The following is a 17,779-nucleotide window of genomic DNA, read 5'->3' as shown; positions in this document are numbered from 1 at the left end:
AAATGGCGATGAAACGAAAACGTTTAGGCGAAATGCTGTTGGAAGAAAGTGTCGTGACGGAAGCACAGATTGAAGAGGCTTTATCCGTCAAACGGACATCGGAAAAATTAGGGGATACCTTACTACGACTCGGTCATTTAACCGAACAACAATTGATTGAAGCGTTGCATCATCAATTAAAAATTCCTGTCATTCAACTGTATAACTATCCGGTCGATGTCGCGGTAACAAAATTGATCTCAAAAGAACTGGCACAGCGGCATACATTAGTGCCGGTTTATCGAGAAGGAAATCGGCTGTTCATCGCGATGGCAGATCCGATGGATTTAATTGCAATTGATGATTTGCGACTGCAAACTGGATTGATGATTGAAGTGGGTCTTGCGACACGCGACGAAATCCGACGGACGATTTTAAAGTATTACGATATCGATTCATCCCTGCGAGAATTACTCGAGTCCGACGAGATGACGATTTCCGATACATCACGTGATACCGTGACACGTGAAGATGCTCCCATTATCCGTCTGGTCAATCAAATACTCGAAAACGGAATTTCCCAGCGGGCATCCGATATTCATATGGATCCACAAGAAACATCGCTGTCAATCCGAATTCGGATTGATGGTGAATTACGGACAGAAAACAATTATCCGAAACAGATTCAAAATATTTTGACGACCCGGATTAAAGTCATGAGCGAACTTGACATTACGGAATCCCGGTTACCACAGGATGGACGAATTAAATTCCTACATAATGGCGTTGCGTATGATTTCCGGGTCTCGACATTACCGACTGTCTACGGCGAAAAAGTCGTCATTCGGATTCTCGACAGTTCCAATTCCAACATCTCGATTGCAAAAATCGGTTTCAGTGAACGGAACGAACAACAATTCCGTGAGATGCTCAAACGGCCAAACGGGATTATCTTAATCACGGGACCAACCGGATCCGGGAAATCCTCAACATTGTATGCCGCTTTAAATGAATTGAACGATGAAACACGGAACATCATTACGGTCGAAGATCCGGTCGAGTATCAAGTCGACGGTATCAATCAGGTTCAGGTCAACTCAAAAATCGGCTTGACGTTTGCCAGTGGTCTCCGTTCGATTCTGCGACAGGATCCGAACGTCGTCATGGTCGGGGAGATTCGGGACATTGAAACAGCGGAGATTTCAATCCGGGCTTCATTAACCGGTCACCTTGTTCTCTCGACCTTGCACACGAATTCGGCCGTCAGTTCGATTACCCGATTGATCGATATGGGGGTTGAACCATTCCTTGTTGCGGCCTCGGTCACCGGATTGATTGCTCAGCGTCTCGTCCGGCGGGTATGCCGTGACTGCGGGGAAGTCCAGCCGTTGTCGAAACGGGAAGAAGAATTGTTTGCGCAAGAAGGGATTGCGGCGACGACCGTCATGCGTGGACGCGGCTGTTCCTCTTGTAACATGACCGGCTATCGCGGACGACTGGCGATTCAAGAAGTCGTCATGGTTGATGAAAGCTTACGACGGATGATCATGAATCAATCAACGGAGAGTGAAATCACGATGTATGTAAGATCACAAGGACAACGGTTATTGCTAGCGGACGGTTTATCTAAAGTCGCCCAAGGGATCACGACGACGGAAGAGATTCTCCGGACGGTGATTTCCGAATGAGTACGATGGAACGCGCCCAAATTGAAGACATTTTACGATCGTCAAAAGAAAAAGAAGCATCTGATGTCCATCTGACGGCCGGCTCACCACCGGTCTTTCGCATCAACGGTGTCCTGACACCGTTTGGCTCGGAAAAGATGAAGCCGATCATCATTGAAGGGTTCGTCCGTTCCCTTATTACCGAGGAAATGTTTTTACAGTTAAAACAGGATCGCGATATCGACTTTTCATTTGGTGTGACAGGAGTGGCGCGCTACCGCGTCAATTGTTTTTATCAACGCGGTGCGTTGTCGATGGCTTTCCGGACAATTCCGACCGAAGTCCCGACACTCGATCAATTGTCATTACCGCCGGTCTTAAAACGTTTTTTGACGAAGCCGCACGGTTTGATTCTCGTGACCGGTCCGACCGGTTCCGGGAAATCGACGACACTGGCAGCGATGATCAATGAAATCAACCAGACGATGTATAAACGGATCATCACGCTCGAAGATCCGATTGAATATTTGCATAGTCATCAGAAAAGTCTGATTGACCAGCGGGAAATCGGAATCGATGCGCCGCGGTTTGCGACCGGCTTACGGTCTGCCCTCCGGCAGGATCCGGATGTCATCTTACTCGGTGAGATGCGCGATCTGGAAACGATTTCAACCGCCGTGACGGCAGCAGAGACCGGTCATCTAGTTTTCGCGACCGTCCATACGTCGACGGCGGCATCGACGGTCAGCCGGATCATCGATGTCTTTCCGTCCGAGCAACAAGACCAGATTCGGGCTCAACTCGCGAACGTTCTAGCCGGTGTCGTCTCACAACGGCTAATGCCGCGAACAGACGGAACGGGTCGTGTCGCAGCACTTGAAATCATGGTCGAGACACCGGCTGTGTCAAACTTGATCCGGACCGGGAAAGAATATCAGATTCAATCTGTTCTGCAGACAGGAAAACAGTACGGGATGCAGACGATGCAGATGGCATTACAAGACTTAGTGAGTCGTGGATTGATTCCAGCATCTGCCGCGACACCTTACATATCGGGGTGAATTAATGACAGTCTTTAAATATGAAGGTCGAACAATGACCGGCAAACGAAAAAAAGGCAAGATCACAGCACTAACGAAACGGGAAGCGGCAGAACGATTACGGACCGATCAAATTGCCGTGACGCTGCTTGAAAAACAAGAATCAAAAGGCTTAAATACAGAGATTACATTTTTAACCGCGAAACCGAAAATCGAGCATCTCGTCATGTATGCCCGACAATTCGCGACACTTGTCCGGTCGGGGGTCTCGATCGTCAAGGCAACGGAAATCTTGCGCAAACAGACCGATTCGAAACCGCTCGAACGGGCACTTGTCGAGGTTGAAGACGATTTACGGAGCGGAATTCAATTTTCGCAAGCGATTGAAAAACATCCCCGTGTCTTCGATACATTTTTTGTCAGTATGGCGATGGCGGGGGAAGCAAGCGGAAACTTGGAAGAAGCGCTTGATAATATCGTCACTCAGCTTCAGAAGCAGTACGAGATCAAACGGAAGGTCATCTCGGCGTTGATTTATCCGGCAGTCGTCTCGATTGTTGCCATCGGCGTTGTCGTCTTCTTGATGCTGAACGTCGTCCCGACGTTCGCGTCGATTTTTGACCAACTGGGAAGTGAGTTGCCGTTGATCACAAAAATCGTCGTTGCGGTTTCTGACTTTTTTGTCGCCTATTGGTGGGTCTTACTGCTAATTGCTTTTGGTCTGCTCGGTCTGCTGTACTTCAACTTAAAGAATGAGCGGCAACGCGTTATCTTTGACCGTCTGTTATTGATGATTCCCGTGTTTGGCCCATTGATTCAAAAATCACAAATCGCCTTGATGACACGGGGACTGGCCGTTTTACTGAATGCCTCCGTCCCGATTCTCGCGTCCCTCGACATCACGGAACGGATCGTCACGAACCGGGTCATCCGTAAAGGAATTGCCGCTGCAAACGAAGCAATGTCACGCGGGATCCCGATGCATGAACCCTTATCAAAAAACAAATATTTTCCACCTCTCGTCACGCAGATGATTGCGATTGGGGAGGAGTCGGGACGGCTCGACTCGATGCTGACCGAAGTCGCCGATTTTTATGAAACCGAAGTTGAGACGACGACCGACCGTTTAAAGTCCATCATTGAACCGTTATTGATTGTCGTATTAGCAGTTATCGTTGGTGTGATCGTCATTGCAGTCGTTGTCCCGATGTTCAAAATCTACTCCGATATTCAGGCCAGTTGACAACTGTCAAAACATTTACCTATTGTACAAAAAAGACATTTTCTACAAAAAATATGGTGCTACTATAATAGTATCAAACTGGATAGTATGACCTATACGCCAGAAGCAGTGAAAAAGTACTAGGGAGGAATAATAAACATGTTAGAACGTCTGAAAGAGATTTGGCTCGATGCTAAACAAATGCGTGACGAGCGCGGCTTGACATTGATCGAGTTACTCGTTGTTGTCGTTATCTTAGGAATCATTGCAGCAATCGCTGTCGTCGCCATCGGCGGATTGATTGAAAACTCACGTAAGGATGCGGTTGTGTCCGATGCGAAACAATTGGTTTCGGCTGCGAAGTTATACGCATCTTCTAATCCGATTCAAGCTGGTGAGTCGATTATTTTAGGTATTAACGAAGGCGGGGAAGAAATAACATCTACACCAGTTGGAGATAAAGTACCTGTACGTAAAGAATCGTTAAGTAAATATATTGATACTATGAAAGACTCTTTAAACTCTGATGCAGAGTACAAAGATTCATTTGTACTCGTAAAAGAAGTAAAGGGAAAATATACTTACACAGTAACGCTTAACAGCAAAAAAACTACTAACGAATATTTTGATGGAGTATCTTCAGATGCTCTTAAACGCTCAGCAATTGAAGTGAAATAATATCTACCCCCATCTCGGGGGTTTTTTTCTGAACTTTTTTAAGGAGGGAACTGTATGATGACAGTCGTCTTTACGGTTTACTTTTTTCTGATTGGGATGCTCGTGACATCCTTTACGAACGTCGTCGGCTTACGGGTCCCGGTCGGGGAATCGATTGTCCGTCCGCGCTCGCATTGTCCGAACTGTGGTCATGTCCTCGGTCCGCTTGAACTGACGCCGGTCATCGGCTATCTCGTTTTGCGCGGCAAATGTCGGACGTGCCAGTTACCGATTTCGATCAAGTATCCGGCACTCGAATTGCTCGGCGGGATTTTGTATGCTTATGCCTTTTATCAGTTCGGTTGGTCGATGCAATTCATCCTGTCGATTCTGCTGACGAGCCTGCTCAGTATCCTCGTCATGTCCGATCTTGCCTACATGTTGATTCCGAACAAAATCTTATTATTCTTTTTACCGATTAGTCTGATTGTTCGCTACCTTTCTCCCCTTGAGAACTGGTATAATCCAATTATTGGCGGATTCGTCGGATTCTTTCTATTGTTCGTGATCTTTCTTGCGTCACGACAAGGGATGGGGGCAGGAGACGTCAAGTTGTTTGGTGTGCTCGGGATTTTTTTAGGTCCGTTACACGTCGTCATCGCCCTGTTTGTTTCCGCGTTCGTCGGATCGATCATCGGACTGGGGTTACTCGGTTTCAAACGCGTTGAACGAAAACAACCGATTCCGTTTGTTCCCTCGATCGCAGTCGGAACATTACTGACATATTATTTCGCGGACGATTGGGTGAAGCTTTATCTCGATCTGTTCCTCTAGGAAAGGAAGAACATACATATGGCGCAAGCTCGGCGCAGAGGTACATATATTTACTTTAATTTCACAGATGTCGGGATTTTTGGAGCGGTCGTTAAAAAGGGTGTTATCAAACGACGAGGCGTCGTCTCGTTACCGCCCGGAACCCTTCAAGGGGGGTGGCTCCAACCGGAAGCATCGCTTGATCTGATTTTTGACAGCTTACTGGCGAAGTTAAAGGTTCCCCGCGGTTCGCAAGCGGTCTTGGCGATTGACGGATCACTCGTCCTGGCCCGGAAACTCGAAATTCCGGAGACGGTCGAGACGAATCAGATTCGCGGATATTTGTTTATGGAATTGGGACACAGCATCGTCCTGCCGTTTGAAGAACCGTATTTTGATTACACGCTGCTCGAAGAAGACGGTAAACGGGAAATCATGTTGTATGCGGCACCGAACGAAGCGTTAAAACAGTACATGGAACTGTTCCGGAAAAAACATATCCGTCTCGTGGCAGCTGAGCCCCAGCCACTGGCAACGTTTTTTGGTCTCGATGCGCTGTATGAGGTCGAAGCCGACAGTAATCTATTGATTTGGAACGTCAACGCGACGAATCATCAGCTGATCATCATTGAAGACAAGATACCGCGTCTGATTCGTTCAGTCGATACGTTTGTCGCGAATGCCTGGGAAGTCGATGTCATCGAGGACCGGTTGCATTACCGGTATCAATCGGACGATACCAACGTCGAATTCATCTTGGAAGAGATGTTACTGGAATTTTCACGCGTGCTTGATTTCTATCGCTTCTCGTTAGCAAGGGACGGGCGGGAAATTAGCCGCGTCATGCTGACTGGAGATTTTCCGTTTCAAGAGGAGCTGGTCCGCCGGTTTGAAACGAATTTTGATGTCCGGTTGGAACAATTACCGGATGTACTTGATGTGGCAGGTCAATCGATTCCAAAAGCTTACTTACCCCTCGTTGGATTAGCAACGGTCCATAAAGACCGGATTAACTTGTTGCCGGACAGTGATGTGGCTCCAAAGTTTCCGCTTGTTGCTTCCCTCATCTTGTTGTTATTCGGCGGGATGGCCGGAGGATATCTCTACTGGCAGACCGATCAATTTGCCGATCGGATTGAAACCGCGAACAACCAGATTCAAATCGTCCGGACGCTACAATCGGAATCGGCCCAATCCGCCAAACAAGAAGTCGCGCAGCTGAAACAAACAGTCGATGATCTTGAAGCAACACCACGTCCGGCTGTTCCGACCCTTGAACGGATTACGCGTTATTTGCCGGAACGCGGTTACATCCTGCAGTTTGCTTATGGCGCGGATCACCTTGTCACGATGAATGCCCAGTTCGAGACGTTAGATGAGTTAAACGGGTTTTACCGTCAACTGCTGACGGATACAGCCTTTACGGGGGTGACGTTAACGAACGTCACGACAAAAACGATGAATGAGCAAGCGGAAGTCGTCACTTCGACGACAATCGATCCGACGACCGGGGCAGAGATTCCGACGACGACGATTACACCGACGGATGAGACGGCGACGGAAGAACCCCGTTACATCGGACAATTCGGTCTGACGGTCGTTCCGGCGGAAGTCATCAAAGGGGAAACGAACCAGGCGGATCCTGATGCGCCGAAGGAAGACGCGGCGACGGATGCCGTGGTCGATCCAGAAGCGGAAGCAACGGAAACGGTGGAACCGCCGACGACAGACACCGGTACAGAGGCAAACGAACCGGTGTCGACTGAAGTAGAGGAGGTGGAAGAGAATTGAAACGATATAGTGGTCTCATTCTTCTTGCCCTGACGATCGTCCTGATTGTCGGCGGTCTCTCTTACTTCGGCTATACGACGTATACGACGTACCAGGAAATGAATCAAACCGAAGCGACGCTCGAACGGGAGCAGATGGCGCTTGAAGCAGCAAAAGCGAATGAACAGAAAGTGGATGTCGCTGAATCCAGCTTCCTCCAAAAACAAGTCCCGGTCGTACCGGCAAATGATGACGTGATTGATGCGATCAATGCCGCCAGTCAGATTGCCGGCGTAAAAGTCCAGGGAATCACATTTGATGCCACTGCGACCGAAGCGGCTCCTGCCTCACCGGTCCAGTCGACACCTGCCGTGGACGGTGCGATGGCAACAGAATCCGAGACGGAAGCTGCCCAGACGGCAGAGACACCGGTTGCGACCACAACCGCGACGGCACTGCCAGCTTCTTTGACGGTCGAGGCTCCGTCCTATCTTGAACTGATGGCCTTCCTCAAACAGATCGAACGGACGGACCGGATTACGATTTTACGTCAAATTCAGCTGACAGGTCCGGATGAACCCGGTCCGGGAAGCCAGACGATCGTATTAGAGGACGAGATGATGTCCTTTACGGTGGAAATCGAAAGTTACTACCGCCCGGATTTGACACAGCTGATTCCGGATAAACAGACGCCTCTTCAAGAGACGACACCTAAATCGGATCCGTTTGTCGATGTTACAGATAATTAATCAAAAAACAGGTGTTGCTCTGACTCGGAGCGGCACTTGTTTTTCGTTATACTGAAAGTTGATTCCAGTAAGACTGGTCGAAAAAGAAGGAAAAGAGCGTGATACTGATGATAACGCAACACCCATTGATTCTGGCTTCAGCATCTCCGAGACGGACTGAACTGTTACGGCAGATTGGTGTGCCCCATACGATACGGCCGGCCGATGTGTTGGAGGAAGCCCCATACCCGATGACGGCTGACGAGTACGTGATGTATTTATCACGGAAAAAAGCCCGGGCTGTGGCAAAGCCCGGTGAAATCGTCCTGGCAGCAGATACCGTTGTCGCCCTGGATCAGCAGATTCTTGAAAAACCGGCAGATCAACCGGCTGCCCTCGAAATGTTCCGGCTGTTATCCGGACGGACACATGAAGTCGTGACCGGCGTGACCCTTTTACAGGATGAACGGGAGGAGACGTTTACGGTCACGACGACGGTCCGGTTCTGCGAGATTCCGGAAAGCTGGATGTTGTCCTATGCCGCGACAGACGAGCCGTATGACAAGGCGGGCGGATACGGGATTCAGGGGAAAGGCGGTCTGTTTGTCGAAGCGATTGACGGCGACTATTACAATGTCGTTGGTCTGCCCATCAATCCGATCAGCCGCCGTCTTGAGGCATTTGGAATCGAGCCGATGTTCGCGTAATTCCTTGTACAGAAAGGTCGGATGAAGTGATTGAATGGCCAAAGGATATGATTCAATTAAAAGGGTTGGCACAGGCGACGACAGTGGAATTATTAGCGTGTCTCGTCCGCAGCGGAACACGGAACCGGTGTCCGCTTGAAATCGCCGAAGATTTACTCGAGATCTATCCATCGCTGATCGAACTGGAAGCGGCAGGTGTCGGCGGACTGGAGAAGGCACCGGGCGTCGGAAAAGCAAAGGCGCTCCAAATCATGGCGGGACTGGAACTCGGCCGTCGGCTCGTCACGGAACCGAAATGGGTCCGTCCGGTCGTCCGCTCACCGGATGATGCCGCGGAATTGCTGATGGAGGAGATGCGGTTGTACCAACAGGAACACTTCATCTGCCTGTATCTGAACACGAAAAACGAAGTGATCTCGAAGAAAACACTGTTCATCGGCGGACTCAATACATCGATTGTTCACCCGCGCGACATATTTCGGGAAGCCATCCGTTGTTCGGCGGCAAGCTTCATCGCCGTCCATAATCATCCGTCCGGTGACCCGACACCGAGCCGGGAAGATATCGAGGTCTCGGAACGAATGGTTGAAGCGGGCAGATTGATCGGAATCAGTTGCATCGATCACCTCGTCATCGGACATGGACAATTTATTAGTATGAAACAGCGGGGATTTATGTAAGAATAACGTCTGAGGGGGAACTGTGCTTCCTGACCTCAGGCGTTTTTACTTTTGTAATAACCATTGAACTGTAAACAAGCTGTAACGTTTTAACGCTTTCCAAGGAAGGCTTTTCCGTTATAATTAGTGAAGTGTATTCTCAGAGAGGGGTTTTTTGAATAATGTTTGGATCATTTAGCCGTGAAATCGGCATTGACTTAGGTACGGCAAATACGCTCGTTTATGTGAAGGGGCAAGGCATCGTCGTGCGCGAACCTTCTGTCGTCGCATTCCGTACCGATACAGGAAAGATTGAAGCAGTAGGTAATGCAGCGAAAAACATGATTGGACGGACACCGGGAAACGTGACGGCACGACGCCCGATGAAAGATGGGGTTATCGCCGATTATGAAACAACGGCTACGATGATCAAATACTTCATGGATCAAGCAACGAAGAAAAAAGGCTTATTCTCGTCTAAGACTAACGTCATGATCTGTGTACCAAGCGGCATCACATCCGTTGAAAAACGTGCGGTTGAAGATGCAGCCAAACTCGCTGGTGCACGCGAAGCTTATACGATTGAAGAACCGTTTGCGGCAGCAATCGGAGCAGGTCTTCCGGTTTCTGAACCGACGGGATCCATGGTCGTCGATATCGGTGGCGGAACGACGGAAGTTGCTGTCATTTCACTCGGTGGTATCGTTACAAGCCAATCGATTCGTGTCGGTGGAGATGAGATGGACGAGTCAATCATTCGTTACATCAAATCGAAATACAACTTGATGATTGGTGAGCGGACGGCTGAAACGTTGAAAATGACGATCGGTTATGCGCGGATTGATGAAGAATCGGAAAACGAGACGATGGAAATTCGTGGACGTGATCTCGTAACGGGACTTCCGAAACAAATCGAAGTCACAAGTGCAGAAATTTGTGACGCGTTGTCTGATACAGTCGATGCGATTTTAGCCGGTGTCAAGCATACGCTCGAACAGACTCCGCCGGAATTATCAGCAGACGTCATGGACCGCGGAATCGTCCTGACAGGCGGCGGCGCTCTTCTGAAAAACTTGGATGCTGTGATTGAAGATGAAACACGCATCCTGACACTCGTTGCGGAAAATGCGCTCGACTGTGTTGCAATCGGTACAGGTAAATCACTGGAGATGATGAATGTGTTGCGTTCGAAATCAGGCATCTCACAAAAAAGATAAGGACGGGATGAGCGATGAAGCGATTTTTAAATAATCGAAAACTGCTCATCACACTCCTTAGTTTTCTCCTTTTGGTGATTTTAATCGGAATCTCGCTTCAAGGACGTAACCAAACCCACTGGTATCAAAGCTTTGTCCGCGATACGGTCGGGGTTGGCCAACGTCTTTTTGCGACACCGATTGGCTGGATTGATGATACGGTCACTTCGGTTAAAGAAGTGCGCGATGTGTATAAGGAAAATGAGTATTTAAAATCACGACTGGGCGACTATGCCGGAAATTCCGTTAAAGTCCGCGACCTGGAACGTGAGAACAATGAATTAAAGGACATGTTGAAGTTAAAGGGATCGATTCGTGATTATACGTTATTACCGGCAGAAATGATCGGTCGGACGTCATCCGAGTGGCAACGCTTCGTTACGGTCAACATCGGTAAAGAACAAGGGGTGAAAGCCAACATGGCCGTCGTGACGGCAGATGGATTGGTCGGTCGTGTCATTCAGACAAGTGCCTACACTTCACTCGTTCAGTTATTATCGGATACAAGCCGGACGAACAATGTCTCAGCTGTCGCTGACGATACAAAAGGAAAAGGGGTCTTCGGAACGATCGAAGGCTTTGACGAAGAGACGAATCTTTTGAAATTCACGAAGATTCCGAACGACGCCAAACTGAAAAAAGGTCAAATTGTTACGACATCCGGACTCGGTGGCAAGTATCCGAGCGGTATCGTCGTCGGTAAGATCGAACAAGTGAAATCGGATCAATACGGTGCTTCGAAAATCGCATACGTCAAACCGGCAGCAGACTTCGAACAGTTTGGTCACGTTTTCGTGATCCAGCGCGAAGCGAAGGAACCTTTCGCTGAGACCGACAAGGGAGGGGACACTCGTGAATAACATCAAGTTGTTTTTCGCCGTGTTCCTTCTTTTTATCTTGGAAGGAACACTGTTCGCAGGTCCGCTCGGAGACGGCTCTCCTTACGTCATTCATGTCACGCTGATTGCGTTGATGTTTTTGGGGCGTTACGGAAAAATCGAACAGGCGCTTGGTTTTGGACTGCTGTTTGGTCTGTTATATGATTTTGTCTACTCGGATATCATCGGAATTTATTTATTTGCGCTATCTGCCATTCCGCTTTTTAGTAGCTTCGTGCTAAAATATGTAAAGGAGAACGTATTAACGATTATCGTCACCTTTACGTTCAGCGCTATTTTGTTTGAACTGGATATTTATTTCTTCACGGCTTCGGTCGTAGGGGTCGGTGTTCCCTTCAAGGAACTCGCGACACAAATCATTCCAAGGAGTCTCATTGCGCAGTTAATTGGGATCATCGTGCTGTATTATCCGATGACACGACTGGTGCAATCCACATTTGATGAGAAAAGAGGATGAGTCATGATTGAGCGTAAGCGTTATGTAACGATGAAAGGTCATCGTGGTGGCCTCGCCGTCTATGTAAATGAAAGGTGCAGTGTGGATGAATTTCTTGACGATTTAGAATTGACGCTTGCCGACAAATCCGTCGAGAACGGACGCGCCGTTCCGATTACCTTCTTCTTTGGTCGCCGTTATGTCGACGAAGGCGTTGTGACGGCCGTCGAGTCCATCGTCGCGCGTCATGATTCATTTTCATTTAATGGGTACGACAGCGAGTGTCTGACGAAGGATGAAGCAAAAGCCCTGTACGGGGAACGAACATTTCATTACTTCGGCGGCACGGCCCGCAGCGGGCATGTCGTAGACGTTGAAGGATCGATTGTCGTCATTGGCGACATCAATCCGGGAGCCGTCGTTCACGCAACCGGCAGTATTTATTGCCTCGGTGCGTTACGGGGGACGGTTCATGCAGGAAAAGGCGGGAATCATCAGGCTGTCATTGCTGCCAGTGTCTTACAACCGAAATGGATTTCAATTTCTGATTTTGTTTATGAAGATCCGGACGATGCGCCGATTCAGGCACTGGACATGGGCTGTGCGTTTGTCGGGGAAACAGGAGTAGAATTTTCTCGTCTTCAAACCGTTCCGCTTGCGCGGATGGATCAATTTGCGATTGATAGTGAAAGAGGGTGACAGATATGGAACAAGTGAAAGAACAGGTACATAAAGATGCGAAAACGCATGTGGGACGTGCCATCGTCGTCACATCTGGTAAAGGTGGCGTTGGTAAGACGACGACAACGGCTAACATCGGGACGGCACTTGCGCTGATGGGGCATTCGGTTTGTCTCGTTGATACAGATATCGGTCTTCGGAATCTAGATATCGTTCTTGGCCTCGACAACCGGAGTATCTATAATATCGTTGACGTCGTGACCGGACAGTGCAAACTGCATCAAGCCCTCGTCCGTGACAAACGTTTTGAAGAAATGTATCTGTTACCTGCTGCCCAGTCCAAGGATAAATCATCCGTTACACCGGAACAGGTAAAAGGCATCATTGATTCGTTGAAACTCGAGTATGACTTTGTTTTGATTGACTGCCCGGCAGGAATCGAACAAGGATTCATGAATGCGATTGCCGGTGCAGATGAAGCGGTCATCGTCACGACACCGGAAAAAGCAGCGGTTCAGGATGCAGACCGGATCATCGGAATGCTGGAGCGCTCGGAACGTCAAATCGTACCGAAGCTCGTCGTCAACCGTGTCCGTTCGCATATGATGGCGTCTGGAGATATGCTCGATATCGACGAAATCATGCGTATTCTGTCGATTGATCTGCTTGGTCTGATCGTCGATGATGAAGAAGTCATCGCGGCTTCACATCGTGGTGTACCTGTGACGATGAATCCGGATAACCGGGCTGGTCTCGGCTACCGGAACATCACCCGCCGGATTCTCGGAGAGTCTGTTCCGTTGCTCGACATCATGGAACAGCCGCAAAAAGGATTTTTCGTGAAACTTAAAAAAATGCTTGGCATGAAATAAGATGGGGAAAAATAGACTAGAAGGGTTTTGATGCTTCTAGTCTATTTTTCATGGAGGAATGAAGATGAAATGGATTAGTGAACAGACTCCGTCCCTGGAACGGGTGGCATTGGTCGAAGGAGGACGGGTCGTCGAGTACCATGAACGGATGCGGGATGAGATTCGGGTCGGTACGTTGCTGCATGCCAAAGTCGATCGGTTGCATCCGACACTGGAAGCGGCATTTTTGATTGCGACGGATGGGACGCCGCTTTATTTACCGATCAATGAGACGCTCGAGACGTTACGCCGTTATCCGGAAGTTCCGACAATCGGCCAAGCCGTTCAGGTCGGTCAAACCTTACTCGTACAGGTGGTGAAAGAAGGGGCTGCGCCGAAACAGCATAAAGTCACACAAAACATCACCTACGGCGGACGGTTTCTCGTCTATTTCCCGTATGGACGCCGTGTACGCTTCAGCCGCAAACTGGATCTCGTCGTCCAGCAGCAGCTGGCGAAAGTGATTCCGGTAGCGGAAGAAGAAGGGATTTTATACCGGACAGAAGCGGCACAAGCCGAGGTCGGAGTGTTGATGACGGAATTAAAGCAATTGCGTGCGCGTCATCAACACATGCTACAGCAGGCGACGCTGGAACAGGATGAGCCGTTGATCATTCAGGAAGCGAAACGGTTAAGTCATGTCGCCGAAGCGCTTGTCACGACCAGAGCGGAGAAAGAGCGGCTCGAGCAGATGGGGTTGCAAGTCGAGCGTCCGGTCATCAAAGGGCGCCTGCCGGTCATGGAACAGGTCGACCGGGCGATTGAGAAGGCACTGGACCGGGTCGTTTGGCTTGATGGTGGTGCTTACCTGTTGATTGAAGAAGTCGAGACGATGACCGTGATTGATGTCAACAGCGGGAAAACGGTTTCCGTCAAAGAACAAAAGCGGACATTTGATCAAATCAATGAAGCAGCTGCTGTTGAAATCATGCGGCAACTCCGTTTGCGGAATATTAGCGGCATGATTGCCGTCGATTTTTTAAGGGGTTCCAGTAAAGGGCAGACACGGGTGACGCAACTGTTGAAGGAACGGGCCGCACATGAGTCAAAACAGATTGAAGTATACGGTTTTACGAAGATGGGATTATGTGAATTGACGCGTCAGCGGCACGGAAAGTCCTTATTCGAACGGTCCCGGGATCACGGTCAGCCGTCTAGGATTGCCATCCACCGGCAACTCGAACCGCGGCTGATGGAACTGGCAACTCATGCGGAGGCGGCGGTCGTGCGTGCTCCGCTCGCTTTGCTCAGTCCGTTGCTTCTTGCCGAAAGTCCTCTCGAATTGCTTCTGGTAGAAGGCGAACCGGGGATTCTGTTTACCGGCACGAAAGCCGATTGTGACGATTTCGTCAAAAGACAATAAGAATAAAGGAGAACGTTATTGACAACAGTCAGCATCGTTTGGTATTCTGAATAACGTTAGTTCGTTTGGAAAGCACCCAAATGACTACAACCGCACAGACCGGGTTTTAAAGCATCCGCTGCCCGTGATGGCGAGTCTGAGTTCCTAAGAGGAGGTGCACGTAATGTACGCAATTATTAAAACTGGTGGTAAACAAGTTAAAGTCGAAGCTGGCCAAGAGATCTACGTTGAGAAATTAAACGCAGACGTCGACAGCACAGTAGAATTCGGCGAAGTCTTGATCCTTGGTGGTGACGATGTTAAAGTCGGCGCTCCACTCGTAGAAGGTGCGAAGGTCGTAGCAACGGTCATCAAACACGCTCGCGCGAAAAAGATCACAGTCTTCAAAATGAAAGCTAAAAAGAACTACCGTCGTAAGCAAGGTCACCGTCAACCTTACACGAAGGTCCGCATCGAGAAAATCGAAGCGTAAGCCATGATACGTGTCAAGATTCGACGAGATGAAGCGGATTTGATCCGTTCCATCGAAGTGACAGGACATGCCGAGTTCGCTGAGCCTGGTTTAGATTTAGTCTGTGCCGGCACATCAAGTGTGATCTTCGGGGCATATAATGCCATCGAATCACTGCTCGGGCAGGTCCTGCTCCTTGAAATGGCAGAACAACAAGAAGGTGGCTACTTTTACGTAGAACCGTATGCTGACTTAGCACCGGATGTCAGTGAACGCACCCAATTGTTACTGGAAGCGATGTTGGTCCAGCTTGGAACCATCGCCGACAGTTACGGTGAGTTTATCCAACTTGAACAAATATAGGAGGTGGATTCCACATGTTGAAACTTAATCTTCAGTTCTTCGCATCGAAAAAAGGGGTAGGTTCGACAAAGAACGGTCGTGACTCGCAATCGAAACGCCTTGGGGCGAAACGTGCAGACGGTCAAACTGTTTCTGCTGGTTCAATCCTCTACCGCCAACGCGGTACGAAGATTCACCCAGGTATGAACGTCGGACGTGGTGGCGATGATACACTTTTCGCAACTGCAACTGGTGTCGTTCGTTTCGAACGTCTCGGACGCGACAAAAAACAAGTCAGCGTTTACCCAGCATAAGTGATCGATGAAGCAGACTCTAGCCACTTTCAGGGGTTAGGGTCTGTTTTTTTTAGGAGGGAACGACTGATGAAGGATGAACAGGTACTGGATCTTTTGAAGTCACTTCGTCACGAATGGTTGAATCGGTTACAACTTGTTCGTTCATATAGCGCGATGGGTGACGAGGCGGCTGTTGAATCGATTTGTTCAATGTATCGGGAACAAGCGTCGCGAGAAGGACGACTTTCCCTGATTGGACTACCGAAAACGGCACTCGCACTGCAACGAGCAGATTGGACAGGCCTAACTGTCGAATATGATGTAATCGAAATACCAAAGCAGATCGAGGATTCACGCTTGGCGTCTATTCTTGAAGCTGCGTTTGACATGATAGAAGTGGGGAATGGAGAAGTATCCGTGACCTTCCATGAGGGCGTGACCATCGAGATCTATCGGGATCTACTAGATATGTCGCGCCTTAAAGATCTAGTGACGCCGATGGAGATCGAGTCACAGACAGAACATGAGTGTGTGATTGAAATCGAAAGTCTTCCTGTCGAGGAAGAAAAGTAATAGGAGGGATCTGACATGTTTGTCGATCAGGTAAATATTTATGTAAAAGCAGGAGATGGAGGACGCGGGCAGGTAGCGTTCCGTCGCGAGAAATATGTTCCAGACGGCGGACCAGCCGGAGGAGACGGTGGGCATGGTGCTCACGTCGTTCTCGAAGTGGATGAAGGACTTCGGACGTTGATGGATTTCCGTTACAAACGTCATTTTAAGGCCGTTCAGGGTGAAAACGGGATGTCGAAAGGCATGCACGGACGTAAAGCCGAGCACCTTGTCGTTAAAGTCCCACCCGGCACCGTCGTGTATGACGATGATACGGATGCAGTCATCGCTGACCTTGTTCATCACGGACAACAAGCCATCGTGGCAAAAGGCGGACGCGGCGGACGTGGTAACTCACGTTTCGCAACACCAGCGAACCCGGCTCCGGAACATGCAGAGAATGGTGAACCCGGTGAAGAGAAATACTTGAAACTCGAATTGAAAATGCTCGCAGATGTCGGACTTGTCGGCTTCCCAAGTGTCGGGAAATCAACGATGCTGTCGATCGTCTCAGCAGCCCGTCCGAAAATCGGGGCGTATCACTTTACGACGATTACGCCGAACATTGGTGTCGTTGAAACGGAAGACAGCCGCAGCTTCGTCATGGCCGATTTACCGGGTCTGATTGAAGGGGCAAGCGAAGGTGTAGGTCTTGGTCACCAGTTCCTCCGTCACGTCGAGCGGACGAAAGTCATCGTGCACGTCATCGATATGAGTGGTATGGAAGGACGCGATCCGATTGACGATTACAATATCATCAACAAGGAGCTTGCGGACTACAACCTTCGTCTGACAGAACGACCACAAGTCGTTGTCGCAAATAAAATGGATATGCCGGATGCGGAAGCGAATCTCGAAGCATTCAAAGAAGCGTTCCCGGATCTTGAAGTGTTTGCCATCTCAGCTGCAACACGCCAAGGATTACGCGATCTCTTGTTCCGTATCGCCGACCTTGTTGATGCGACGCCGGAATTCGGTCTCGAAGAACTCGAAGAAAAAACAGCGACACCGCGTGTCGTTTACGGATATGAAGCACCGGAAGCCGGATTTACGGTTTCGAAAGATGAAGATGATTGCTTCGTCATCAAAGGACCACGGATCGAGAAGCTGTTTACGATGACAAACTTCATGCGTGAAGAATCCATCAAACGCTTTGCCCGGACGTTGCGTCAAATGGGTGTCGATGAAGAACTTCGTAAGATGGGTGCGATTGACGGCGACGTCGTTCGAATCCGCGACTTCGAATTCGAATTCATCGAGTCTTCGTTCTAAAATACAACAAGTTCATTT

General features: G+C 49.2%; 20 protein-coding genes and 1 other annotated feature. All 20 genes read left to right on the top strand.

All coding sequences use genetic code 11. From position 1 onward, the window contains the following. Positions 1-2: 2 nt before the first annotated feature. The 20 genes from EXIG_RS10845 (at position 3) to obgE (ending at position 17,761) form a co-directional block, all read left to right on the top strand. Positions 3-1,667, top strand: a complete 1,665-nt coding sequence (locus EXIG_RS10845; RefSeq protein WP_012370993.1) for a GspE/PulE family protein — start codon at positions 3-5, stop codon at positions 1,665-1,667. Next, positions 1,664-2,707: a type IV pilus twitching motility protein PilT gene (locus EXIG_RS10840; RefSeq protein WP_012370992.1), complete on the top strand. Its 1,044-nt coding sequence runs from the start codon at positions 1,664-1,666 to the stop codon at positions 2,705-2,707. Before EXIG_RS10845 ends, EXIG_RS10840 begins: the two co-directional genes overlap by 4 nt. A gap of 4 nt (positions 2,708-2,711) precedes the next feature. Further along, positions 2,712-3,929, top strand: a complete 1,218-nt coding sequence (locus EXIG_RS10835) for a type II secretion system F family protein (RefSeq protein ID WP_026827808.1) — start codon at positions 2,712-2,714, stop codon at positions 3,927-3,929. Between the two features lie 138 nt (positions 3,930-4,067). After that, on the top strand, positions 4,068-4,586 hold the full coding sequence (locus EXIG_RS10830; protein ID WP_012370990.1) for a type II secretion system protein: 519 nt from the start codon (positions 4,068-4,070) through the stop codon (positions 4,584-4,586). Positions 4,587-4,640: 54 nt separating this feature from the next. After that, complete coding sequence (locus EXIG_RS10825) at positions 4,641-5,399, top strand: prepilin peptidase (RefSeq protein WP_012370989.1); 759 nt, start codon at positions 4,641-4,643, stop codon at positions 5,397-5,399. 18 nt (positions 5,400-5,417) lie between these two features. Then, positions 5,418-7,169 carry a type IV pilus biogenesis protein PilM gene (locus EXIG_RS10820; RefSeq protein ID WP_012370988.1) on the top strand — a complete coding sequence of 584 codons (1,752 nt, stop codon included), beginning with the start codon at positions 5,418-5,420 and terminating at the stop codon, positions 7,167-7,169. Continuing rightward, positions 7,166-7,897, top strand: a complete 732-nt coding sequence (locus EXIG_RS10815) for a hypothetical protein (protein WP_012370987.1) — start codon at positions 7,166-7,168, stop codon at positions 7,895-7,897. The genes EXIG_RS10820 and EXIG_RS10815 overlap by 4 nt, the downstream gene beginning before the upstream one ends. A gap of 107 nt (positions 7,898-8,004) precedes the next feature. Beyond that, positions 8,005-8,583 (top strand): Maf family protein, encoded by a 579-nt coding sequence (locus EXIG_RS10810; protein ID WP_041261683.1) that lies wholly within the window; start codon positions 8,005-8,007, stop codon positions 8,581-8,583. Positions 8,584-8,630: 47 nt separating this feature from the next. Continuing rightward, positions 8,631-9,263, top strand: coding sequence for a RadC family protein (gene radC / locus EXIG_RS10805; RefSeq protein WP_200859019.1), 633 nt, complete (start codon positions 8,631-8,633; stop codon positions 9,261-9,263). A 161-nt stretch (positions 9,264-9,424) separates the two neighbouring features. After that, positions 9,425-10,459: a rod shape-determining protein gene (locus EXIG_RS10800; RefSeq protein ID WP_012370984.1), complete on the top strand. Its 1,035-nt coding sequence runs from the start codon at positions 9,425-9,427 to the stop codon at positions 10,457-10,459. A gap of 14 nt (positions 10,460-10,473) precedes the next feature. Continuing rightward, complete coding sequence (mreC, locus tag EXIG_RS10795) at positions 10,474-11,358, top strand: rod shape-determining protein MreC (RefSeq protein WP_012370983.1); 885 nt, start codon at positions 10,474-10,476, stop codon at positions 11,356-11,358. Further along, entirely contained in the window at positions 11,351-11,854 is a 504-nt protein-coding gene (mreD, locus tag EXIG_RS10790; protein WP_012370982.1) for a rod shape-determining protein MreD, read from the top strand. The genes mreC and mreD overlap by 8 nt, the downstream gene beginning before the upstream one ends. Positions 11,855-11,857: 3 nt before the next feature. Then, positions 11,858-12,532 carry a septum site-determining protein MinC gene (locus EXIG_RS10785; protein ID WP_012370981.1) on the top strand — a complete coding sequence of 225 codons (675 nt, stop codon included), beginning with the start codon at positions 11,858-11,860 and terminating at the stop codon, positions 12,530-12,532. A gap of 50 nt (positions 12,533-12,582) precedes the next feature. Beyond that, the gene (gene minD / locus EXIG_RS10780; protein WP_041261996.1) at positions 12,583-13,386 is read left to right on the top strand and encodes a septum site-determining protein MinD; all 804 of its coding nucleotides are present in this window, start codon (positions 12,583-12,585) and stop codon (positions 13,384-13,386) included. Positions 13,387-13,450: 64 nt separating this feature from the next. Further along, complete coding sequence (locus tag EXIG_RS10775; RefSeq protein WP_012370979.1) at positions 13,451-14,788, top strand: ribonuclease E/G; 1,338 nt, start codon at positions 13,451-13,453, stop codon at positions 14,786-14,788. A gap of 78 nt (positions 14,789-14,866) precedes the next feature. After that, positions 14,867-14,936: a sequence feature (ribosomal protein L21 leader region), on the top strand. 15 nt (positions 14,937-14,951) lie between these two features. Further along, positions 14,952-15,260 carry a 50S ribosomal protein L21 gene (gene rplU, locus EXIG_RS10770; protein WP_012370978.1) on the top strand — a complete coding sequence of 103 codons (309 nt, stop codon included), beginning with the start codon at positions 14,952-14,954 and terminating at the stop codon, positions 15,258-15,260. A gap of 3 nt (positions 15,261-15,263) precedes the next feature. After that, positions 15,264-15,602, top strand: coding sequence for a ribosomal-processing cysteine protease Prp (locus EXIG_RS10765; RefSeq protein WP_012370977.1), 339 nt, complete (start codon positions 15,264-15,266; stop codon positions 15,600-15,602). Between the two features lie 14 nt (positions 15,603-15,616). Continuing rightward, positions 15,617-15,895, top strand: coding sequence for a 50S ribosomal protein L27 (gene rpmA, locus EXIG_RS10760; protein WP_012370976.1), 279 nt, complete (start codon positions 15,617-15,619; stop codon positions 15,893-15,895). A 69-nt stretch (positions 15,896-15,964) separates the two neighbouring features. Then, on the top strand, positions 15,965-16,450 hold the full coding sequence (locus tag EXIG_RS10755; RefSeq protein WP_012370975.1) for a Spo0B domain-containing protein: 486 nt from the start codon (positions 15,965-15,967) through the stop codon (positions 16,448-16,450). Between the two features lie 15 nt (positions 16,451-16,465). Next, positions 16,466-17,761 carry a GTPase ObgE gene (gene obgE, locus EXIG_RS10750; protein WP_012370974.1) on the top strand — a complete coding sequence of 432 codons (1,296 nt, stop codon included), beginning with the start codon at positions 16,466-16,468 and terminating at the stop codon, positions 17,759-17,761. The last annotated feature ends 18 nt before the right edge of the window (positions 17,762-17,779 follow it).

The organism is Exiguobacterium artemiae 255-15, assembly GCF_000019905.1.
In the GTDB taxonomy this organism is placed as follows: domain Bacteria; phylum Bacillota; class Bacilli; order Exiguobacteriales; family Exiguobacteriaceae; genus Exiguobacterium_A; species Exiguobacterium_A artemiae.
The sequence above is the reverse complement of the archived record's forward strand: the minus strand, read 5'-3'. Positions and strand labels throughout refer to the sequence as shown.